The 22,714-nt window shown below is 54.5% G+C and carries 21 protein-coding genes and 1 other RNA gene; 5 read left to right on the forward strand and 17 right to left on the reverse strand.

Going from position 1 to position 22,714, the window contains the following annotated elements; genetic code table 11:
• Position 1: 1 nt before the first annotated feature.
• The 15 genes from GRX64_RS14270 to dnaX form a co-directional block, all read right to left on the reverse strand.
• Positions 2-664, reverse strand: coding sequence for a tetratricopeptide repeat protein (locus GRX64_RS14270; protein WP_166268400.1), 663 nt, complete (start codon positions 662-664; stop codon positions 2-4).
• Positions 654-3,434, reverse strand: a complete 2,781-nt coding sequence (locus GRX64_RS14275; protein WP_166268402.1) for a tol-pal system YbgF family protein — start codon at positions 3,432-3,434, stop codon at positions 654-656. Before GRX64_RS14275 ends, GRX64_RS14270 begins: the two co-directional genes overlap by 11 nt.
• The gene (locus GRX64_RS14280; RefSeq protein ID WP_166268404.1) at positions 3,431-4,705 is read right to left on the reverse strand and encodes a tetratricopeptide repeat protein; all 1,275 of its coding nucleotides are present in this window, start codon (positions 4,703-4,705) and stop codon (positions 3,431-3,433) included. The genes GRX64_RS14275 and GRX64_RS14280 overlap by 4 nt, the downstream gene beginning before the upstream one ends.
• A 396-nt stretch (positions 4,706-5,101) precedes the next feature.
• On the reverse strand, positions 5,102-5,635 hold the full coding sequence (locus GRX64_RS14285) for an AraC family transcriptional regulator (protein ID WP_235937691.1): 534 nt from the start codon (positions 5,633-5,635) through the stop codon (positions 5,102-5,104).
• Positions 5,636-6,204: 569 nt separating this feature from the next.
• The gene (locus GRX64_RS14290; RefSeq protein WP_166268406.1) at positions 6,205-7,383 is read right to left on the reverse strand and encodes a vWA domain-containing protein; all 1,179 of its coding nucleotides are present in this window, start codon (positions 7,381-7,383) and stop codon (positions 6,205-6,207) included.
• A gap of 29 nt (positions 7,384-7,412) precedes the next feature.
• Positions 7,413-8,255, reverse strand: a complete 843-nt coding sequence (locus GRX64_RS14295; RefSeq protein WP_166268408.1) for an AAA family ATPase — start codon at positions 8,253-8,255, stop codon at positions 7,413-7,415.
• Positions 8,256-8,336: 81 nt separating this feature from the next.
• On the reverse strand, positions 8,337-10,589 hold the full coding sequence (locus GRX64_RS14300; protein WP_166268409.1) for a VWA domain-containing protein: 2,253 nt from the start codon (positions 10,587-10,589) through the stop codon (positions 8,337-8,339).
• Positions 10,590-10,648: 59 nt separating this feature from the next.
• Positions 10,649-10,990, reverse strand: coding sequence for a hypothetical protein (locus GRX64_RS14305; RefSeq protein ID WP_427901664.1), 342 nt, complete (start codon positions 10,988-10,990; stop codon positions 10,649-10,651).
• 252 nt (positions 10,991-11,242) lie between these two features.
• A complete protein-coding gene (locus tag GRX64_RS14310; RefSeq protein ID WP_166268411.1) occupies positions 11,243-11,389 on the reverse strand; it encodes a hypothetical protein in 147 nt (48 codons plus the stop codon).
• Positions 11,390-11,410: 21 nt separating this feature from the next.
• A complete protein-coding gene (locus tag GRX64_RS14315) occupies positions 11,411-11,857 on the reverse strand; it encodes a YcgN family cysteine cluster protein (RefSeq protein ID WP_166268413.1) in 447 nt (148 codons plus the stop codon).
• Positions 11,854-12,147 (reverse strand): YcgL domain-containing protein, encoded by a 294-nt coding sequence (locus GRX64_RS14320; protein WP_166268415.1) that lies wholly within the window; start codon positions 12,145-12,147, stop codon positions 11,854-11,856. Before GRX64_RS14320 ends, GRX64_RS14315 begins: the two co-directional genes overlap by 4 nt.
• Positions 12,144-13,283, reverse strand: coding sequence for a ribonuclease D (locus GRX64_RS14325; protein ID WP_166268417.1), 1,140 nt, complete (start codon positions 13,281-13,283; stop codon positions 12,144-12,146). The genes GRX64_RS14320 and GRX64_RS14325 overlap by 4 nt, the downstream gene beginning before the upstream one ends.
• 19 nt (positions 13,284-13,302) lie before the next feature.
• Entirely contained in the window at positions 13,303-13,905 is a 603-nt protein-coding gene (gene recR, locus GRX64_RS14330; protein ID WP_166268419.1) for a recombination mediator RecR, read from the reverse strand.
• 90 nt (positions 13,906-13,995) lie between these two features.
• Positions 13,996-14,316, reverse strand: a complete 321-nt coding sequence (locus tag GRX64_RS14335; RefSeq protein WP_166268421.1) for a YbaB/EbfC family nucleoid-associated protein — start codon at positions 14,314-14,316, stop codon at positions 13,996-13,998.
• Between the two features lie 130 nt (positions 14,317-14,446).
• Positions 14,447-16,372 carry a DNA polymerase III subunit gamma/tau gene (dnaX, locus tag GRX64_RS14340; RefSeq protein WP_235937694.1) on the reverse strand — a complete coding sequence of 642 codons (1,926 nt, stop codon included), beginning with the start codon at positions 16,370-16,372 and terminating at the stop codon, positions 14,447-14,449.
• Here dnaX and GRX64_RS19630 point away from each other — a divergent pair.
• The gene (locus GRX64_RS19630; protein WP_235937696.1) at positions 16,307-16,447 is read left to right on the forward strand and encodes a hypothetical protein; all 141 of its coding nucleotides are present in this window, start codon (positions 16,307-16,309) and stop codon (positions 16,445-16,447) included. The two genes, dnaX and GRX64_RS19630, sit on opposite strands and share 66 nt — an antisense overlap.
• A gap of 153 nt (positions 16,448-16,600) precedes the next feature.
• Here the strand turns inward: GRX64_RS19630 and ffs are convergent.
• An RNA gene (ffs, locus tag GRX64_RS14345) (signal recognition particle sRNA small type) lies at positions 16,601-16,697 on the reverse strand.
• A gap of 110 nt (positions 16,698-16,807) precedes the next feature.
• On the reverse strand, positions 16,808-17,503 hold the full coding sequence (locus GRX64_RS14350) for a 2OG-Fe(II) oxygenase (protein ID WP_166268425.1): 696 nt from the start codon (positions 17,501-17,503) through the stop codon (positions 16,808-16,810).
• Between the two features lie 124 nt (positions 17,504-17,627).
• On the opposite strand from GRX64_RS14350, the gene GRX64_RS14355 reads away from it, so the two are divergent.
• The 4 genes from GRX64_RS14355 (at position 17,628) to prsK (ending at position 22,618) form a co-directional block, all read left to right on the forward strand.
• Positions 17,628-18,521 carry a D-hexose-6-phosphate mutarotase gene (locus GRX64_RS14355; RefSeq protein WP_345790083.1) on the forward strand — a complete coding sequence of 298 codons (894 nt, stop codon included), beginning with the start codon at positions 17,628-17,630 and terminating at the stop codon, positions 18,519-18,521.
• A 149-nt stretch (positions 18,522-18,670) separates the two neighbouring features.
• Positions 18,671-19,486 carry a lysophospholipid acyltransferase family protein gene (locus GRX64_RS14360; protein ID WP_166268427.1) on the forward strand — a complete coding sequence of 272 codons (816 nt, stop codon included), beginning with the start codon at positions 18,671-18,673 and terminating at the stop codon, positions 19,484-19,486.
• Positions 19,486-20,433, forward strand: coding sequence for an SDR family oxidoreductase (locus tag GRX64_RS14365; RefSeq protein ID WP_166268429.1), 948 nt, complete (start codon positions 19,486-19,488; stop codon positions 20,431-20,433). Before GRX64_RS14360 ends, GRX64_RS14365 begins: the two co-directional genes overlap by 1 nt.
• A 52-nt stretch (positions 20,434-20,485) precedes the next feature.
• Entirely contained in the window at positions 20,486-22,618 is a 2,133-nt protein-coding gene (prsK, locus tag GRX64_RS14370) for an XrtA/PEP-CTERM system histidine kinase PrsK (protein WP_166268430.1), read from the forward strand.
• Positions 22,619-22,714: the final 96 nt, after the last annotated feature.

Genomic DNA, 22,714 nt, shown 5'->3' on the forward strand with positions numbered 1-22,714 from the left:
GCTACCTAAGCCTCCGTTCTAGGTCCGCAATCCAACCTTTGACCCGCCCATCCTCTGACTGCACGGCATCCTGATACGCCTGGTAGTGCTTCAGTGCGGCGGCCAGATCGAGCAGGTAGAGTTCGGATAGCACGGCGAGATTGTAATGCAACTCGGGCACCTCCCGATGGTGCTCCAAACCCTGTAATAGCAAATCACGGGCTGCCTGAAACTCACCCGATTCCTTGAGGATCAACGCTAAATTGTTCGTTGTCATGGTGTCTGAAGGATCTAATATTAATGCCTCTCGATACCACCGACGCGCTTCGTCCTGCCTTCCCTGACGCTGAATCACCCAGGCTATTTTGGCCTTTACCGCCGCAACATCCGGGCGCGCGACAGCCAACGTTTTGAGCATTTGTTCAGCAACAGGCCACGCTGATTGCTGGCTTGCTTCCAGTGCCCCATCAAACACCTGTTGGTGGTCCGCAGAAAACGGTGCCACCTGATAAACCCGATGATTGTTCACTGGGGTTGCTTTTTTAGCCGTCGATGTTTCCATTGGCGAGTGCGCGCAGCCATTAAGTAACCCAGCCAGCAACCCGACCAATATCCTCACCCAGGCTTTCGATTTCTTCATAGGGAATCGATGGCTCATCCGAGCGGACATGTCTTCATGCGTCATCCTTTGACTCCTGTTGCCATGCAATCCAGCGGCTGTCTCGTGCGTACCGGCCAGGAAACAACTGGCCCAACACACCCAGACTTTTCTCAACCCAGCGGTTGTAAACGCCGTCAGCTATCTGTTGGTGATTTTCGGCATGAAGCTCAATTGACTTTTCCTCGAACGGGTATGCCTGCTCATCGAGCAACAGAGCGTATTGGGCAAGTTCAAGCTCATTTAGCCCGTGCGGTCGGCTTGACGCCGCAATGTCTCTAGCCAAAATCCGATACAGTTCAGCCCGTTGAAACAGCGATTCCGAGCGAACCTCACGTCCACCAAGTTGCTCTGCCTGACGGTACCGTGCGCGAGCGGCGTCCAGGGTTTGCCGTTTTGAGGCCAGCGACGCAGACAGTGGCAATGTCAGTTCAATCGCTTGGAACGCCGTCACCAATTGCTCACCCAAATCCAGGGCAGCGTCAGATGCCCACTGCAAGGACGCCTCCGAATGCCACTCGCTGGCCAACTCATGGTCGATCATCTGTTCACGAAGGTTCTCATCCTGGTGCCCGCTTGTTATCAAGCGCTTTCGCATACGTTGCTGGCCCAGATGTTCTGCAGCACTTGTCACTGTGACGCGCTCGCTCAAGTAATCGACATACAGGACATTTCTGTCGTCGAGAGCACCCGCCTGGTGATACAACTCTGCTGCCCTTAGCCGATCCGGCCAAGACGGGTGTGCGACCGCGGTGAGTTCGTGTGCAGCCCGCAACGGTTGCTCGGACGATTCATAGGCCAGCACCAGTTTTTCACGGATATCATCCGCCAATGAGTGATCACCATAATCGGCACGGAACCTTTGCAGTTCGGTGATCGCACGCTGCCAAAGACCGGCTTTCAGCAGTAAGGTTGCTGCGTCGTATCGACCTTTTATCGCGACCTCCGATGCCGGCGACACGAGCTCTACACGCTGGAAATGGGCAACGGCCTGATCAATGACGCCACGGCGTTCTGCGCTTTCTCCCTGCCGGTATATGCTGGTGGCCAGTTGCGCTCGAATACCTGCTAGCTCATCCGCGTTCGACACGCCAAGCGCGCTGTCTGACCCAATGGTAAGCGCTTTGCGCCATGCCTGTTCCGCTGAGCGATAGGCACTCTCTCTCTGACGAATATCACCCAATACGAGCCATGCGCTGAATGCGTCCGATGCGATCAGCGACGGATGATCCAACGCGGCGGTGGCGAATCGAACAGCTTCAGACAACCCACCCGACGTGGACATACGGTGCGCAATATCCACTTGCATGGCAGGTATTCTGGGGTCGGCAGGATAGGTTGAGGCAAACCGATCGGCAACGGCTGCCAACGCGGTCAATTGGTCAGTATCATCCGACCGGTTGAGTAACTTGAAACGCAGACTGACCGCAGCCCAGGCAGCATCCGCTGAATGTTCGAAAGCAGGAGCCGAGAAGCCGGCCTTTTCAAAGGCGATCAAGGCGGCATCCGCCCGACCCGACTGAAGCCAGGCATCGCCTGCTAGCCTCAGCGTCGGTCCATACTCGGCCTGCCTGGTCGCCAGCATCTCGTAATAGCCTGCAGCCTGGGCAAATGATGCTTTGGACTGAGACGCGGCGTTGTTAGACGCGCTGTAATAATGGTAGTCGGCCAGCGCTTGCGCGTAGTCAAGCCAGCGTTGTTGGTACACCGCCCCCAGTGCTCGGAATGATGCGGCTGCTTCATAGGCAGCCACATATTCCGCCCGTGCCCTGCGTGCCTTATCGGGCAAACCGGCCAAGCCCCAGACATCGACTATTTGGGCTCGAAACGCAGGTGCAGTTGTGTCATTGGGGGCCATATCCAAAAACGTCTTGGCCACTGCCACGCTGTCGGCATATTGGCCCCGCGCTGCGTAGTGGTCAGCCAGGCGATCATAAAGCAAATAGTCGTATGGCCGTGGCCCAATCCGCTCCAGCAATGCCTTCAAAGCGTCGGCTCCATCCGTTTCAGCTGACATAATGGCGACAATGCGGAAGGTGTCCTCTACAACGTCAACCGATCCGGGTGGGACCATGGCAAACCCACCGGACTGATCCGCGTAATCGTCCAGCGTAATGATGAAACTCTCTCCCGCCGAATCAAATGCCCCTTGCTTGTATTGGCTCCAGCCCAGCATGTAGCGCGCTTTGCTTTTCAGATCCTGACCTGCCGCGCCAGTGAGTACTTGGCGGTAGCCCATTTCCGCTTCGCTGTGCTGGCCATTGGCAAATGCCGATTCAGCGATTCGAAATCGTGCCTCGGGCGCTAATTCCGATCTCGGATAGAGGCCGACGAGTTGCTTGAGACGCTCAATCGATTCGGTACCCTGGCCCACAAACGCGTACGCTTTGGCGTATTGATATAGCAGTTCGTCCAGCCGGCCCTGAAACGAGCCACTACTGACCACCATTTCATAGCTTTCGATGGCACCATGGTATAAGCGCTGCTCCTGCTCAGCGTTGAGATCGAGTTCACTCCCCGCAATCGTGTGCAAGTTTGCCAACCGATTCAGCGCGTCAATTCGAACTTTTGGCTCACCAGACTCGTCAAATAGGCGCTGATAACGACGCGCCACTTCCCGTGGCGAGATGGCGGGCATCGCCTGGGCTCTGTAGGGCAGGAATACTGGGCGCATATCGCCAATCGTCTTGCCATCGTCCGCCAAATCGACGGAGAACGATTCCTGCGCCGACAGGTCTGCGCTTAGGGTACTCAGAGTGCCGATCAGGACCCAGCGGAGGAACGTGTCTGCCTTCATTTTTGCTCACCCCGCTTCAGCCCGGTCAGCGCCAAATGTTCGTATAAATGGGCAATCTGCTGCTCGGTACGGTCAAGAGCGAAAGTGATACGCTCATGTTGCTGCTTCAGGAACGCAATCACCTCCTCGGTCAAGATGGTTTCAGCCCGGCCCTGCAGCTCTGAAAGGACTTGGCGCTGGTCTTTAACCGCTGATTGCGCAGCCACCGCCCTACGCAGCAATTGGGCGAACTGCTTCGGAGCCTTGGCGGCCAGCCGGTCAAAAACTCCCACGCGCCGCTTCGTGTCCAGCAAGCTTTGATAAATCCGGGTGAGTTGCTCCGTCTGACCGCTATTCGCCGCAGCCGACGCTTTCAGCACTTTTAGACGTTGAGCCAGTGGCGCTATACCGGCTTCCACTGACGCTCGCCCCGAGGTCCCGACACCGGCTGTCATTTTGGCCTGTCGCTGCCTTAACATCGCGATGTAAACGGCCAGGTCCTGCTCCTTGTGAGCCAGGGCACTATCGAGCGACACGAGCTCCGCTACACGGTTGACCGCGACTTGTGCGTCAGCGCCCTCCATGTAGTGTAAAAGGTAGGCAACTCGTGGTTGTGTCAAGGTTCGGCTATCGGCCAGGAACCATTCAACATCTTCATGACGGGCCGCTCTTACCAGCGCGTCGTAGGCACCGCTGGCCTCGACTTTCCGAATCAGTAACCGGAGGCTAACCCGCTCACTCTCGAACGCAGAATTGGCCGCCTGGTAGGCTTCCCCTGCCTGTCCCAGGTAGCCAGACTCATCGTACCCCCTCCCCATTCCAAGCCAGGCGTCGACAACGCCGGGGTAAGCCAGCGGGTATTTTTTCGCCCGGTGCCACGACTGCATCGCAGCCCGGTAATTTTGCTGACCGGCCAGCGCTAGACCGTGGAAATACAACGCTTGTGGGGCCTGGTAGCTGTCGAGGTTGATTGTCTTGAGAAACCCTATGGCCTTGTCGTATTCGCTACGCTGATAGGAAAGAACGCCTGCTTTCAGGCGGATCAGAGCCGTTAGGTCCGACGCCCGCGCGTGATCGTCATCCGCACCGATCATCGCTTCGGCAACTCGCAACGCCACCAGCGCACGGGCCGGATCGCGATCTATTCGACTGTATTCTGATGCAAGATTGAGGTAGCCCAGGGCAGCCCAATACCCTGGATCCATCTTTGCCAGAATACGACCGGCCGCCTCGAATTGCTCTGCTGTCCGACGAAGCTCAGCCAGGGAAAATAAGGCCTGTTGCCGAAGCATTCCGTTCGACACATTAACGGCTTTGGAAACTGCCTCATCAGTCGTCGCACGCTTTTCGCCGTTCCAAATGGAAATTTTCGCGAGCTCCAGATAAGCTTCTGCCCGATAATGGCTGCCCTCTGTAGCAACAGCGTCGAGGCTTTTGTACGCGTTTTCTCTGAGCCCCACCTGCCATTCGGCCCTCGCCCTAAGAAGATTTGCTCTATCCGATGTCGAGTCGCCAAGCCAGAAGAGAGCCCTTGCGGGCGCTCCGGCCGCAAGAGAAAATTGCGCCAACCCTACACGGTTTTCGTCACCGGGCTGCGCAGCGCCCAGAGCCGCAGGAGCTGTGGCAAGCATTGCCCACAGGCAGACTAGAATTTTCGACGCCGAAACGTTGCAACACACCATCACAGACTACTGCCATTCCTTTAGCGAGAGTTCCGGCTGGAACTCTGGCGCTGGCGCTGTAAGCACCAACTGAACCTGTTTTTTGCCTTGGGATTTGCGAATCGTAAACTCGGCTTCTCGACGAACATAGTGATCGTTGGCGGCTTGACCATTCAGCGTGGCGTTAAGTTGATGCTCCCCGAACGGCAAATTGCCAACATACAGTCGCTGAACACCGCCCTGCTCCAGCGCCTGCCGTTCCGGGTCTGTGTACAGATAGAAAATTGCCGGCAGCCCATTGATGGCCAGTTCTACGGATTCGAGCACCAATGCCTCGGGATCTGCCATCGAAAGGTAAACCGCTACCTGGGTATCCGTGGGATGAAGTACTTCCTCCTCCAACTCAAAAAGCGTTTGGTTCAGCGCCGCTACATCCGCTTTCAGGGTATCAATTTCCTGGTCCAGTGATTCCGCCCACAAACTCCCTGAACAAGACGAGAGCAATAGGATGAGTGCACTTTTGACCAGCCAAAAACGGAACAGGTGGGATAAATCGGACATGGCAGGCAAAACTCCCGCAAACTTTAGTAACAAATGTGCAGGAAGAGTAACATTGGGTTTCAATCAAGAACGGTATCCAGATCACCAAATGAAAAAGTGATCTGTCGGAAAGTTTTACATTGATGCGGGGGTGTTTAATCGACAGGCCGTTAAAAATGCTCAAGAAAAATATTATACCTATAGCTATCAGCTAGATAGCTAATATGGCTTGGTGCTTGCTTAGGCCAGAGGGCGTTAACTCGCGGGTTTTCCCAACGAGTTTCCGTTTGATATGCCGAGCTTTGCCGATGCACCTCAACTGCATCGGCTTTTTTTGTTCCCTCATCCATTACCCGGAAAGTCGGTAACGTTCTGCGGGAGCGCCAACCTCTGCCGGCGGACGGACCTTCGTAGCCGACGCTTCAGCTTCGAAGGGCCCCTGGAGTTAATCTGGCAGTCCAGGGGCCTGCACCTAAGATGAAGCGCCGGGGACACTGGCTAGCAGCGATTTTCGGTAACCATTGGCAGCGTCCGTGCTGTCACACCCATCCGCGATGAACTTTTTACCCTCTCGGTAATACCTCTCGGCTTTACTTACTGAGCTGTTTCATTGCAGATTCAAGACCTTCAATGGTGAGAGGATACATGTGGTTGTTGACCAGTTGCTGGGTCATACCCAGTGATCCGCCATTATTCCAATACTGCTCCGGCAAAGGATTGAGCCAGACTACCTTACGAAAATGGTCGGATAACCGTTGAAACCAGGTCGCGCCCGCCTCTTCATTCCAATGCTCGATTGAACCGCCCGGCTGCGCGATTTCATAGGGCGCCATGGTAGCGTCGCCAACAAAAATCACCTTATAGTCCGAGCTGTATTTGTGAAGAATGTCCCAGGTATTGGTCGTTTCGTTCATCCGCCGGATATTGTCTTTCCAGACGCTTTCATAGATGAAATTGTGAAAGTAGAAATACTCCATATGCTTGAACTCGACCCTTGCAGCCGAGAACAGCTCCTCGCACACCTTGACGTGAGGGTCCATGGAGCCACCCACGTCAAAAAAGATCAGTACCTTCACTGCATTGTGTCGCTCAGGCACCATCTTTAAGTCGAGGTAGCCGGCATTGCGAGCGGTCGAACTGATGGTGTCATCCAGATCAAGTTGGTCTGCCGCGCCCTGGCGGGCAAACTTCCGCAAGCGACGCATCGCCACTTTGATGTTGCGAATGCCCAATGTAATGCTGTCATCCAGGTCCTTAAAATCTCGTTTTTCCCAGACCTTGACCGCACGACCATGGCGGCCGTTCTTCTGACCAATACGAAATCCCTCCGGATTATAGCCGTTAGCGCCAAAAGGCGATGTCCCACCTGTGCCGACCCACTTGTTACCACCTTCATGCCGTTCTTTTTGCTCTTCCATGCGCTTCTTGAAGGCTTCAATCAGCTCTTCCAAACCGCCCAGCGATTCTATCTTTGCCTTCTCTTCATCCGACAACTGCTTCTCGAACTCGGCACGCAACCAGTCTTCCGGAATCAGTGCCTGCATGAGCTCATCAAGGTTCTCAATACCCTTGAAATAAGCATCAAACGCCCGGTCAAATTTGTCGTAATGGCGTTCGTCCTTTACCAGGCAAAGCCTGGCGAGGTAATAAAACTCCTCCATGTTGGCGAACGCAATGCGGTTTTTCAGCGCCTCGAGCAGGTCGAGAAACTCACGCAGGCTGGCCGGCACCTTGGCCCGGCGCACTTCCATAAAAAAATCAATCAACATAGGCTGCTGCCCCCTGTGTTCAGGGTGAATTAGCTACGGCGGCGTGCCATAAACGCGAGCTTTTGCAACAGATGCACGTCTTGTTCATTCTTCACCAATGCTCCATACAACGGTGGCAAGGCGGAGCTCAAATCACGATCCTGCAGGAGTTTGGCTGACAACTCATCCGCCATCAGCAGCTTGAGCCAGTCAATCAGCTCGGATGTTGAGGGCTTCTTTTTCAGGCCTGGGACTTTACGAACATCAAAAAACACTTCCAGTGCGTCTCGCACCACTTCCTGCTGCAGATTCGGAAAGTGGACGTCCACAATGCTCTGCATGGTGTCGTGATCCGGAAAACTGATGTAATGGAAAAAGCAGCGGCGCAGGAAGGCGTCCGGCAATTCTTTTTCATTATTACTGGTAATAACAATGATGGGCCTATGCTTGGCCTTAACCAACGTCTTGGTCTCATAAACATAAAATTCCATGCGATCCAGCTCTAGCAACAGATCGTTCGGAAACTCTATGTCCGCCTTATCAATCTCATCAATCAGCAACACCACCTGTTCCTCGGAATCAAACGCTTCCCAAAGCTTGCCCTGAACGATGTAATTGCTGATGTCTTTGACTTTTTCGTCACCCAGTTGGGAGTCACGCAGGCGAGAAACCGCGTCGTATTCGTAGAGTCCCTGCTGCGCTTTGGTGGTCGACTTGATGTGCCACGGAATTAATCGCATACCCAACGAAGAGGCCATCTCTTCAGCCAGCAGAGTTTTCCCGGTGCCCGGCTCACCTTTAATAAGCAATGGCCGCTGTAGAGAGATAGCGGCATTCACAGCCATTTGGAGATCGTCTGTCGCTACATAATTTTCAGTACCGGTAAACTTCATGCTGTTCAATCCTATTCAATGTGTCTCATGGTCAACGAGGCGAGTATAAAGCGTTATGGAAACCGGGAAAACCTTAGCAGGCTACTCTTTGCCTTTGCCGAGGGCCTCATCATGGGCATCTCCTCCCGATTCGTTTTCTTCTGTTTCCGGCAAGGCCTCAAGGTCTGACAAATCGAAATCCTCCATGCCGAAATCTTCATCCTCACTGACATTCTCCCCACTATCGGGTTCCTCACCCTTGGCGCCCTCAGGCTCCTTGGACAAACCAGCCGCTTCGCCGTCGTTCAGCAGGGGCGCTGTCTCGTCAGCATCGGCAACGGCAACGAGTTCTGGTTCAAGCGGCGATGGCTCCGCTCCCAATTCACTCGGCTCTTCAACGTCTTTTATGTGCGGAGGCACGGTGTCCAGGTCTTCCGTCAGTTGCGAGGCGTTTCGGCGACACCACCAGAACAGTCCACCGCCAACCAGAACGAAAAGAGTCGTACCACCCGCGACTACAGGCCACAACCAGGTCATTTCCAATGGCCGGGTGTCCGGATTTGACGCTGGTGGCGCTGACGCCTGAGGGGTTTCTACCTGGCTTATATCGATGGGGCCGACTTCCGGAATACCCGCTGCGGATTCATCGGTATCATCCAGATCCACTGATGACATTTCTGGTTCTGGCTCTGTTGCCGGCAGGGATTGCGATTGAGGCGACACTTCCGGTTCAGGCGCTGAGGCCAGTGGAACTTTAGTGTTTTGGGCACCGGGCTCTCTCGGGAATTTCGCGCTGAACGATTCCGGTGCGTAGGCCAATGCTTCACCGCCGGTCGTCCGGCCTTGAAACGCTACCCCAACGCGGTAAGTCCCATTGCCCTGATCCGGTGTGATCACGGCAGCCCATTCACCATCACGGACGGAGAATGGAAGCCGCGTCGCGACCGTCTCACCGTTATTAAAAGCGACCGCCATGATCACTTCGGAGTGTTCGACATCCAAATCAGGGTGCTCCGGCCTCACGGTAACGCTGTAACGCGTGTCACTTGGTGAGCCTTCGGCATCGACGACGACCTGCACGGGTGGGCGCAACGTGATTGTGCGGCTAAATTTCCGGGAGAACGTGGTGCCATCGGCTATCAGTTCGAGGCGGTAGTCGCCCGGCACACTCAAGCGCTGAATCACGTCCCGATATACCCCGTCTGCAGGTGGCTGCTCCGCCGACAGTTGTTTGCTTCCCATGCGACCATCGTCGGCCGTCAGCATAAGGTTAACATTCAGCACACTCAGAAAATCCGGATCGCTGACCAGTAACGTGTCTTCATAAAAAGCCGCGTTCACACTGACGGCCTGACCCTGGTAGAAGCGTGCAGGCAATTTCTCCACCACCAGTCTTAGATCGCTCACCACAGTAACCCGACTTCCCTCGCCCAGAGTTCCCTCGATCTGCCAACGCCCGGGTTGTGGCTTCTCGACGGTAATCAGGTTATAGCCTGGTTCAACGACCCAACGTAAATTTTCGGGCTTGTGAGTGGCCGTCATTTGCGAACCGCCGGGGGTTTTAAGAGCCAGCACTCCGGAGGGTGTTTTCGCAGTGGCCACATCACCGGTGAAGATCAGCGCAGTAAACTCTTCAACCCCGCCGTCTACTTCAAACCCATTGCTTTCGATGGGCACCTGCTCTTGGGGAACTGCGGCGTTTAATGCTGAAATAAAAACCCGGCTAAGCTCATCGGCGGACTCTGCAATTGACTGGCTGCCGTTGGTTTCAATGGCGAGAGTCATGAGCAGATCCAGGTCGGCTTCCCGGGACAGGGCAACCGTATGGACCTTAGCGCCCTTGTCGCGCAACCGTCGTAACGTATCGCCCAACACCCGCCGGCGTTCGATTTCGTTGGTTCTGTCGCTGGGGGAAACATCGACTTTCCCATCCGTGAGTAAAATAAACTGAGTATTGGACAAGTCACCGCGGGTGAAATAATCATCACTTGCGACTTCCAGTGCTTTTCCCAAATTGGTTCTCAATGCAACCGAGTTGATCTGACTCGAGCGGGTCAGGGCTAGTTCACGCCAGGACGCGTCCACTTCGCCAAATGGCACCAGCATGTTGACATATTCGCCAAAGGTCCAGACCCCTGAGCGCGTGCCATCGGGTAATAAACGCGCTATAAGCCTTACCGCTGGCTGGCGCAGATTGGCAGGGTCGTTGGTTTTCATACTGCCTGAAATATCGACAATAACCCGGATATCGGCATCTTCGGGAAGCGGAGGGATGTCCTTCGACGTTTGGGCATAACCATGCCCACTTAACAGACACAGAAAAGTGACAGCAACACCCTGAACCAGACCTCTCATCGAACCCCACCTGATTTCCGTATATTGTCGTTTACAGATCACTTATTCAGAGGATTTCGTTACTTTCGGCTGATCCGATAACGAACCAGGTCCAGAATCCAGACCAACAGCATTACCAAGGCCGCAAGCCCAAGGTTAAAGAAGGCGCGGGCAGCCTCATCGGCCTGGCCTAGGATGCCTTCATAACCCGCGTGCAACCAAGCCGGAATCCACCAGTTAATGGCCTCTGAAGACTCCACAGGCGTCAGAAAGATAACCACCAATGCGGCCTGTAATAACGTTCTCAAACCATACACTGGCAAGAAACGAAACAGCTTCGAGATCATGTAGAAAAAAATGACAAATGCGACCGCATAGAGCGACCAACTAATAGCGTACGCTAGCTCGGCGTCTGCACCCATAATCTGTATCCCGTATGGTTAATTAAAACGTATTTTACTGCCTACAAGGCGGCGCACCTGTCTATGAGCGTGCTATGCATCTATGATCGTGCTATGAACGTGACCTATCTACCGGACCTATCTACCGGACTTATCGGCTAAAAAGGACCTCGTGAGACCCTCTGACAGATCGTTCGCATTTTACCGGTAAGCCCGACTATGTTTAGTGGAGCCTCAACCTTTGCCGCCGACGGCTCTTTCGTAGCCGACGCTTCAGCTTCGAAGGGCCTGAGGACAATCTGCCAAGCCGTGGGCCTGCTCCGAAACGGAAGCGACGGCGACCGATACAAACAGCATTCCCAGGTGACCGTCTTCACGGCCAACGTCTCTGCTGAATGCCTGCAAAGTCGGTGCTTTCATGCCAATCCGCGATGTACTGTCTTAAAGTACCCAGTGAATAATATGCTCTTCCCAGTCTTCCTCCGGTACCTTGTCCTCCGATATCACTCGATGACGCACTGAAATCCCCGCTTCATGCACCGAGTCGGGGTCACCTGAGCGCAATGGATGCCAATCGGCCAATGGCCGTCCTTCGGCCAGTGTTCGATAGGCGCAGGTGCGCGGTAACCAATGGTAATCGTCAACGGTGTCGGCCGTCAGTACTGTACATTGAGGCACTTTCTCCAACCGCGTCTCGTAAACGCTGCACTGACAAGCATTTTGATCCATGTAGCGACAGACCAGGTCGGTGTAGTAGACATCACCGGTATCCTCATCCTCAAGCTTGGCCAGACAACATTTGCCGCAACCATCGCACAACGACTCCCATTCCGCGGGCGTCATTTCGTCCAGCCGTTTGCGTTGCCAGAACGGTATCGCTGCGATCATTGCTCGCGCTTCCTGACCTTTTGTTTGAACTCCACAAGATAACTTTCGAGTTTTTCGGGCATTTGCAGGAAAAATCCCTGATCCTCAATGGCCGTCAGTACCTGTTCACCAGTGGAACGTGACAGCTTTCTCTCTCTGTCCAGCAAAAGATCCATCGTGTGAACTGGCTGACCAAATGCCAGCTTGAGCGTGTCAGGGAGCTCGGTCCAAGCCTTACCTCGCTTGATGTACACATAGGTATCGTTGCTTTTGCTGCTCCGATAAACGGAAACAAACTGTCTTTCAATCATGATGCAAGTATTGCCTTTATGTTATCGGTGACAGGCGCCGTCAATGGCGCGCGCCAGCCCTCAAAAAGTAAGCTTTGGTTGAACATCTTGATGTCACTGCGACTTTTAACCAGCGATTCCAGCCGACGTCTGGGAGCCAGGATCTCGATCGGGACATCGTGTTGTTCAGCAATAACCGCCAGCACTCGTTTGATTTTCTTATAGGTACCCTGCTCGTCCCGGGTGAGCGGTGTGGTAATCGCGGTAAAATCGTTAGGCACGTCACTCGGGGCTTGCCGCACCAGGTCGATCAAGGTATCCCCATAACGCCTGACAACAACCGGCGGCACATCTCGTAATGACGCCAACGTGCCCGTATTTGACGGCGTACCCTCCGCAATCGCGATCAGGGCGCTGTCTGCAAGCACACGATTGCGTGGGCGGTCACGACGACGACATTCCTCCTCTCGCCAGCCTGTCAGGATTTGCAACAGCCGCTGCTGTCTGGCATTCAACTGCCAGCCACCCCGTAATTTTTGGTAGTGCTGATCTGGATCGGATTGCCGGTTTAGTTCCTCCGCAAATCGCGAGGATTCTTCCGCGAGAGCCGACTGCAGCTGGCGCAGTGCCAGTTTGTCGATAATCCAGTGGTACAGTGGCTTCAGGAAACGAACATCATCCAGCGCATAACGTTCCTGTTCCGGTGTCAGGGGACGGGCCAACCAATCGGAACGCGTGGCGGACTTGTCCAAGGCGTGTCCGAACAGTGTTTCAACCAGACGGGCATACCCCACAGAGAACCCGGCACCGGCCAAAGCGGCTCCGATCTGGAGGTCCAGCACGCCCTCAAGGTGAATGCCAAGCCAGTGCCTGAACAGTTCCAGATCTTCGCTCATGGCATAAAGCAGTTTGGGCTTGTCCGGATCGGACAACGCCAATTTGAATTCAGCCGACTGTTCCGCCACTGAGGGGTCTACCAGACAAAACCTATCGCCGAGCCCGAGCTGCACCAGACCCGGAATGGGAAAAAACGTCGAAATACGCTCAAATTCTGTATCGAGGGCCAGAGGTTGGTCATGGCCGGCCCGGAGCCACTCGTCTAATGCAGCAGGCGTGCGAACCCAGTGGGTTGGCGCCGGATCAGGAATAGAAACCATAAATAATACTCAGGTTGGTTTAGTCGGCCAGCGGCTTTCGCCCACGAAACGCATGGGTCAACGTAAAGCCATCGACATAGCCTAGTTCACCACCGACGGGAATGCCGTGAGCGAGGCGGGTAATCAGGACGTCGGTACCGTCGAGACGGTCAGCAATGTAATGCGCGGTGGCTTCGCCCTCGACCGTCGGGTTGGTCGCCAGTATGAGCTCACTGACGCCCTCTTGCCGGACTCTTTTCAATAGCAGGTCGATGCCGATATCGGCAGGACCCACGCCGTCAATGGGTGAAAGATGCCCCATCAGAACGAAATAACTGCCCTGGTAGTCGCCAGCCTGCTCGATCGCCAACAAATCCGATGGGCTTTCCACCACACAAACGGTGCCAGTGTTGCGCTCCGGATTGTCACAGAGACGACACGTCGGCGTATCAGAAAAGTTCTGGCAGGTCTCACAGCGTCTGACGCCCACCATGGCTTTAGCCAGGGCATCGGACAGTTGCTCGCCCCCGGACCGTCCCCGTTCAAGGAGATGGAAGGCCATCCGCTGTGCGGTTTTTTGACCCACTCCAGGCAGACATCTCAACGCTTCAACCAGCTCATCAACTAACGGACTAAACGCCATTCAACTCCCTCAATCAAGTGGGCCAAGCGCCCCTGTTACGCCAAACACCCGGGTGACAATGGACATCATTGCTGAGTCAATCACACTGTTTTAAAACGGCATTTTAAACCCGGGAGGAAGCCCCATGCCCGAAGTCAGACCGGACATTTTCTCTTTCTGATTTTCCTCGACCCGGCGCACAGCATCGTTCACTGCCGCAGCCAAAAGGTCTTCCAGAATATCCTTGTCTTCGCCCATCAGAGATGGATCAATGTCTACCTTACGAACGTCATGGCGCCCCGTCATGGTCACTTTGACCAGACCGGCACCCGACTCCCCTGTTACCTCGGCCCGCGCAATTTCCTCCTGCGCCTTTTGCATATCTTCTTGCATCTTCTGGGCCTTCTTCATTAAATCGCCCATACCATTCATGGCTATTCTCCCTCATGTTGGTTGTCGATGGTTTAAGGTATTCAATGGTTCAAAATATCGGTTGGGCTAAAAAAACCGCCACTGCGGCCCACTACCGCAACCCTTTCTATTAATCGCAGCCAACATTTAGTCAAACCGGCTTTATACTGTCTTCGACTACACGGCCTTCAAATCGTTCAACAATGGACTTAACCGCCGGGTCGTTATGAATTGCGTATTCTGCCGCCTGCTGTCGCGCCACCCTGGCACGCTCCTCCCAGATCGCAGGCGTCCGGTCACCCGCGTCGCCTTCAACGACGTTCAATTTCACCGACGCGCCAAACCGAGTCGTCAGCGCCTCCAGGATTCGCGTCTGATGCCGGTCCGTGAGCAATCGGGCATGCCCCTCATCAATGGTCAGCGTAATCAGATCACCGTCGCGCTGGAAAGCCGCATGACTGGCTAAATTCCCGGGCATTCCGGCAATTTCAAGGCTGCGAAAATCTCGTGGCCAGTTGAAGTCACTGGCATCGCCCGCGCCGGCGTTGGTCTCGACCGTCAATGCTTCGTCAGCGTCTGCTTCCGGAACGGTGTGAGTGACGGACGTCGACGGCTGCGCCGAACCTGAGGCTGCGACTGGCTCTGGTCCCGGCTCTGGCTCTGGCTCTGGCTCTGGTGCCAATTGAACCGATGGACTCGCCGGCTGATCATAGCCCTCGCCGGCGTCCAGCTCATCGGACTGCGAAGCCAGACTGTCTGCGTAGGCATCCAGTTCGGCCTGTTGACCCGTGTCGCCCTCTTGATTTTCCCAAGGCAGGGGCGGCTTCTGAACGGCTTCTGGCGGCGCCACAGGCGCTTTAGCGGTCTCCGTGGCACTGAGTCGCTGCTCCGCCTCGGCAGACGGTTCTGGCGTGTGAGTTTGAGTCACCGGGTGAGACTCTGCCACCTCGGCTGGCGCAGATTGCGCCGAAGGGTCGGGTTCCTCTTTTGGAGCCGCATTCACTGGCTGAGATGACGACGACGTTGGCGGTTCCCTGCGGTCAGTTCCGGGCCGAAACGCCAGCATTCGCAACAGTGTCATTTCAAACCCCATACGGGCATCTGGTGTAACCGCAAGATCTTTACGCCCCATCAGAGCCGCCTGATAGAACAATTGCGCATCTTCAGCGCTCAACTGCTTCGCCAAAGTCTGGACCTGTTCCACATCGCCCAGGGCGTTGTCGGCGCTTCCCGGCACCACCTGCTCCATGGTGACCCGATGAAACAGCGACAACAGATCGGCCAAAATAGCACTGTAATCCGGGGCGAAATCGGAAATTCGGCGAATCTCCGAGAGCAAGGCCGGGCCATCGTTGTTGGAAAGTGCGGTCACCAACTGCTCAATATCGCGCTGGTCGATGGTGCCCAGCATGCTACTGACATCGCTGGCGGAGAGCTTTTGATTACCGAAAGCGATGGCCTGATCGGTGAGACTCAATGCATCCCGCATACTGCCATCCGCGGCACGGGCCAACAGCCACAGCGCTGGATCTTCAAACGGGATGGTTTCTTCAGTAAGAACATGTCGCAAATGACCCGCGATATGTTCCGGCGTCATGCGCTTCAGGTTAAATTGCAGACACCTTGAAAGCACCGTGACGGGTAATTTTTGGGGGTCCGTAGTCGCCAATAGGAACTTCACATGTTCCGGCGGTTCTTCAAGGGTTTTCAAAAAAGCATTGAACGATTGATTGGTCAACATATGGACCTCATCAATCAGATAAACCTTGAAGCGTCCGCGGGTCGGGGCGTATTGGACGTTGTCCGTCAGTTCCCGCATATCGTCAACACCGGTTCGGGAGGCGGCATCGATTTCAATCAGGTCAACAAACCGCCCCTCCTGCAATTCGACGCAGCTGGAGCACACCCCGCACGGCTTAGAAGTGATGCCGGTTTCGCAGTTCAGACATCGAGCCAACAGTCTTCCGATGGTGGTTTTACCAACACCTCGGGTACCGGTAAAGAGGTACGCATGATGCAATCTCTTATGCTCAAGGGCATGCACAAGGGCTTGCAGAACATGTTCCTGCCCAACCATGTCCTGAAATGTCTGGGGGCGCCATTTTCGGGCGAGTACCTGATAGCTCATTTTGTCGGTCAACTGCGGCTGTAAATGGGCTCAACCTTAGCATGGACACGAACTCAGAAGAAGCCAAACAGAGCAAGGTGCGGATGCAGGACCTGGCCGGGCGAGTATACAAATCAGAGGGAATTCGGATGTAACTGGTATCGGGGAGAACTGACAATCAAGGAAGACTGGGGGTGGCCCCACCAGCAACACTCCGGCACACAATTCCACCGCTTCGGCTGCTCCCTTCCGGGCCTGACCGGGTTCACGATTTCATGTTGCGGAGGCACCAGCGGAGCCACCATAACGTTCCGCACCCACATGTCGGGATGCGGCGCGCATAGTATCAGGCAGCGGGCACCGCATCAATCCCAAAAGCACCGAGTGTTGATAGTTGTCGTTTAATTACAGCGGAATCGGTACTTCGTCCTGTCGAAACCAACAAGCGATGCTGTGCCGGGTGCGTTGTGCTTTCAGTACTTCGTGAGGCACTTCCTCACTCAAGAACACCACCATGCGCCCGGCTTCCGGAAGCACAGTACCGCAGACCTCATCGTCACTGTCTTTATTATGGATCTGGAGTGCACCACCCTGCTCTGCTTGCCAGCCGTCATTCAGGTACAGCACCAGGCTGACTACCCGGGAGGCACGCCCGACAAAACTATCCACGTGTCTGCGATAAAAATCTCCGGGCTGATACGTAGCGTAATGCGCTTCAAACCGTCGCAATCCGAGAAACAGTCGCTTATTAAGTGCAACCTGTATCCGGGTCAAAAACTCAAACAAGGCTTTTTGCGGCGGTGACACCCCATCAAGCCAGGCTATCCGGTCTCGGCGGACAGAGGGGTCAGTGACATGATCAAGACCACGCCCGATACCCGCCAACGTCATTGCTTGTCGCCGATGCAGTCCCTGCACTTCAAGACCCAAGGCGCCCAGCATTCCTATCGGCAAATATTCATGAACATCATGCGATACCCAGCCTTGCTCGGTCAGGCCAAACGCCAGCTCGTCAAGCCAATCCTCGGTCCAAGCAAAGGTAATGGGTAACGTTTCGCCTGAGGCAGAAGCAACTGTCAGGTTTAATTCGGATATGTCCATGGCCCACCTCGAGAACAATGAAACCCAGTCTATCCGTATTGCGTGCTGGACGCGCGGCCATGTTGTGAGTTAAAGATACGGACATACCCCTAACTCCATACCCAACCGCACTACGAGGTCACTTTTGCCAATTGCACCCGGTCAATGGTCGTTTACCCGCTGGACGACGATAGGACAGTTAGAAGCTCTGCAGGTCAACCACCCTCTGTTCAGCGCCCGGCTGTTTTTGCAAGGCGCACACTTGACTCATTTCGCGCCCAGTGGCCATTCAAATTGGCTTTGGGTGAGCGAATCCGCACGTTACGAAACCGGTCGAGCCATTCGAGGCGGGATTCCAGTTTGCTGGCCCTGGTTCGGTGAGCCGGCTAAAAATGCCCCGGAAGTGCGTAGGCGAATTGTCGCGATGAAGGCTCATGGCTTTGCCCGCACGGCGGTGTGGAAGCTGGAGGATGTCCGGGAATCCGCTCAAACTGTTGAGATCAGCCTTTCTCTGGATGCCAATCGGGATTTTCAGGGTCTTTGGCAGGGTCGGTGCCGGGCCTTGATAACGTTTCGGTTCTCGGCCACCGAATGCCAGCTTGCGTTGACAACGACCAATGCGGACAGCCAAGCCCTGGCATTCAGCCAAGCCCTCCACACTTATTTGCCAACGCCGGATATTGCCAACACCAAAATTCTCGGTCTGGAGGGCGCCCACTACATCGACACTCTCGATCAGTGGCAGGCTCACACTCAAAATGGCCCGGTCACCTTTTCCGGCGAAACCGACCGAATTTACGAGTCAGATGGGCCGCTACGAATCGTCACTCCAGCGGGAACTCAGCTTGTATCTTCCTCTGGCAGCGACTCCACCGTGGTCTGGAACCCTGGTCCTGAGAAGTCGATACGGCTTTCCGACTTCCCCACATTGGGCTGGCAGAACATGCTGTGTGTTGAGACGGCCAATGCGGCCAACGACTATCAAGTCTTAAATCAAGGCCAAAGTCACACACTCGCCCTGCGGCTCGGAAAGGAATGATCATCAGATGGGTGCTGTTAGAGAACCGCTGATAAAAACTGGCGTGGAGCACTGATCCCTGCCAGCATTTAAGTATAATTCCCTGGATTGGCTCAACCCCGGGGCTCAACAGGTAACTCGGACAAACATTGGATCGAAAAGGACAATCCATGAGCATTAGGTCATTCCTGAGAACAAAACTTGTACCGGCTGCACTGGATGATCAAATCAACCGAATCCGCAAACCGATAGGCAGCCTTGGCTATGACCCCTGGGGCTACAACAACGAAGCTATGAAAGTCGGCTTTGCTTTTACCCGGCAACTTTACGAAAAGTACTTCCGGGTGTCCGCCGATGGCGTTGAGAAGGTCCCCGACCATGGCCCCGTGCTGATCATCGCCAATCACAGTGGCCAACTTCCGCTGGATGGCGTGTTGATTGGTTACGCGCTCGCCTCCCGCAAGCACAATCCGAGAATGCCCCGTGCCATGATCGAACGGTTTTTTCCAACCGTGCCTTATCTTGGCAACCTGCTCAACGAAATGGGCGCTGTCTTGGGCGACCCCACTAACTGCGCCAAGATGCTGGCCAACAATGAAGCGGTAATTGTGTTCCCCGAGGGTGTCCGGGGGTCAGGCAAACTCTATCGCGACCGCTATCAGCTCAAGCGCTTTGGTAATGGCTTCATGCATTTGGCGATGAAGTATAAGGCGACTATTGTGCCGGTCGGCGTGGTCGGGTGTGAGGAAAGCATCCCGGCGATTGCCAACATCAAACCCCTGGCCAAATTACTGGGCGTGCCCTACGCCCCGATTGCCCTGCCCTTCGTATTTCCGGCCAAGGTCCACCTGAATTTCGGTGACCCCCTAATTTTTGACGATGCCGAAATTCCTGAGGAACAGGTAACCGAGCGAGTCGAGCAAGTGAAAGCGGCGATCAGTGAACTGATCGATAAAGGCCTCAGTGAAAGGAAACGACTGTTCTGATGAACGAGCCTCGCAGACCCCATATTCTTATTACCGGCGCCGCCGGCGCCCTCGCCCAGCAAGTGATTAATCGCCTGCGAGACCACTGCGACCTTGTGGCAGTGGATTTCAGGGAGCAAGTGTACCTGGGTGACGATATCCCAAGTTACTGCATCGATTTCAATAAACGTGTGTTCGAAGATCTGTTTCGACGCTATGACTTTGATGGCGTCATCCACCTTGGGCGCATCATGTCGAGCCAGTTGACCCGCATGCGGCGCTATAACGCCAACGTGCTGGGCAGCCAAAAATTGCTGGACCTGAGCCACAAATACGGCATCAAACGAGTCGTGGTCTTGTCCACCTATCACGTCTACGGCGCCGTTGCGTATAACCCGGCGCTGATTGATGAAGAGGCTCCATTAAAAGGCGCCGGGCTTACCGCCGATCTGATCGATTCTGTTGAACTTGAAAATCTCGCCAACATTTACCTTTGGCGCTATCCCGACCTGAACATTACAGTGCTTCGACCCTGCAACATCGTTGGCCCGGGCGTTCGAAACTCGATCAGCACGTTGTTGGCAAGTGAGCGTGCGCCGGTATTGGCCGGTTTTTCGCCCATGATGCAGTTTATTCACATTGACGACATGGCTGACGCCATCGTCCTGGCTTATCAGCAAGACCACAAAGGAATTTACAATGTGGCCCCAGAGGATTGGGTAGCCTACCAGCACGCCCTGAAACTCTGTGACTGCAAGCGCATACCGGTGCCCTCAATACCACCTGTGTTGCCCAGGTTGATTTTGCGGACGCTGAATCTGAGAAGTTTCCCATCTTATCTGATAGATTTTTTCAAGTATCCTGTGGTTATTGACGGACGGTCATTTTCAAGGGCATTCAATTTTCAGCCAAAGCGACCGTTAAAAGAAATATTCCGGTTTTATCGGGAAAACAAGAAGCCCATATAATAAGTTGTAGCCGGACGGTCCGGCTGCTGAGTGTCACAGGACGTGATGGATTATGGTCACAGATTTTAGTCTGGTCAGCCATGCTGCTGCGACTCTGGCATTTCTGTTGCTCGCCATTCTTGTTGCGTCCAAATACCTCCGTCGCGATACAGACCGCACCCTGTTGCTGGCTGCCATCGTATCGGTGCTTTGGGCGGCCTCCCTGGCGGCACAAAGCATCTGGAGTCAACCTCCATTTTTCATCCGCTACCTGCTCGAGTTACTCCGCGATGCGGCCTGGATTGCGGTACTTTTTGCCCTCATACGCGACGGCTCAAGAACTATTGAATTAACGGGCCGGATACGCACTGTGCTTGGCACGATGGCACTGGGACTGGTGTTGGCCTTACTGACTGTTGGCGCCCTCGAATATTTTCTGGGTTGGGAAATTCTCAACGGTAAAACCAAGATCATTGGTCAAATCGCACTGTCGCTGCTCGGCATTTGCCTGGTTGAGCAGATCTGGCGTAATTCCGTTTCGTTTGGTCGCTCCAGTGTCAAATACATTTGCATTGGCATTGCCACTATTTTTGCGTTCGACTTTTTCATGTATTCGGATGCACTGCTCTTTGGCCATATTTCCAATGCATACTGGAATGCCCGCGGTGGGGTTAACACCCTCATTGTGCCTCTCTTTGCCGTGAATATGATCAATACCCGCAAACAGCCCGTTGATTTCCAGCTGTCCCGAAACGTTATCTTCCACGTTGGCACGCTCGTTTTCGCGGGCGGCTACCTTCTGACCGTAGCGGCTGGTGGTTATTATGTCCGGGTTCTCGGCGGAGGCTGGGGCGAAGCACTGCAGGTGTTGTTTTTCACCGCCTTTCTGACCTTCTTTGCAACGCTGCTGACCTCAAACCGTTTCAGAGCGCGGTTGATGGTATTTATCAGCCAGAATTTTTTCGATTACAAATACGACTATCGTGAAGAATGGCTGAAAATGACCCAGCTGTTTGCCCACCTGTCTGAAGACCCGCCACTTCCGGAGCGCATCGTGCGTATATTGACTGGTCTGGTTGAAAGCAATTCCGGAGTGCTCTGGATACGGGACGAGGAAGGCAACTACGTTCTCAATACTGCCGTTAACCTGGCCCCACCCAAGTACACCACCATCGATAATAAATCCGAGCTGGTGAGGTTTTTTCGGGATCGCGAATGGATCATAGACCTTAACGAATACCGGATTGATCCCGTACGCTACAACCTCCTCGAAATCCCGGACGCCATCCTCAAATTTACCGATGGCTGGCTTGTCATACCAATGTATCTCGGCGAAGAACTCTACGGCATTGTGCTGATCGGTACCCCTTACGCCAAGGTGGAACTGAACTGGGAGAATTTTGATCTTGTGCGCGTGGTTGCCCGTCAGACCTCTAACCTTCTGGCGCAGGCGGATGCTCAGAATCGCCTCTCCCGGGCCATGCAATTCGAGGCAGTGAGCAAAGCCTCCGCGTTCATGGTTCATGACCTTAAGACGTTGATTGCGCAACTCTCCCTTATGGTCAAAAATGCCCCAAAACATCGCGGTAACCCAGCGTTCATTGACGACATGATCCACACCACGGATCATGCCGTGCGAAAAATGGCCAACCTCGTCGACCATATTCGAAAACCCACTGAAAACTCCAGCCAGGCCCTCCCCATTGACCTCTTCAGTCTGGTATCGGACCTGGCTGCCCAATACGCACGCAACAAGCCAGCCCCACAAGTCGAAGGACCAAAGGAGCAAGTCATGGTCCGCGCCGACCCGGAGCTCCTGCGCAGTGTTCTCGGCCACTTAATACAAAACGCTCAGGATGCGACGCCACCCGGAGGCGAAGTGACGCTGACTCTGAAAAAATCCAGCGGTCAAGTTGTTCTGTTCATTCAGGATAGTGGTACCGGCATGTCAGAAGAGTTCATAAAGCTGCAATTATTCAAGCCCTTCGAAAGCACCAAAGGCTTGGCGGGCATGGGCATCGGCGCCTATCAGGCCCGTGAGTATGTCCGACAGATTGGGGGCAATATCGATGTCACCAGTGAACCGGGTGTCGGTTCGTGCTTTTCGGTTCGCTTCCCCATTGCCAAAACCACCAGCAATACCGCGACTGGAATGGAGGGCTTGATCGACTTACCCGGAGCCCAGGAGGCTGGTGGCGCCGAATAATTGGCGTTTCGGAGCATTGGACATTATTGTGATTGCAATGCGTCAAAATTCAGTGAAAACTTCACCTTGGGGTTTGATCTGCTATATCACTCTAAA

The sequence above is a fragment of the Marinobacter caseinilyticus genome (genome assembly GCF_011074955.1).
Lineage (GTDB): Bacteria > Pseudomonadota > Gammaproteobacteria > Pseudomonadales > Oleiphilaceae > Marinobacter > Marinobacter caseinilyticus.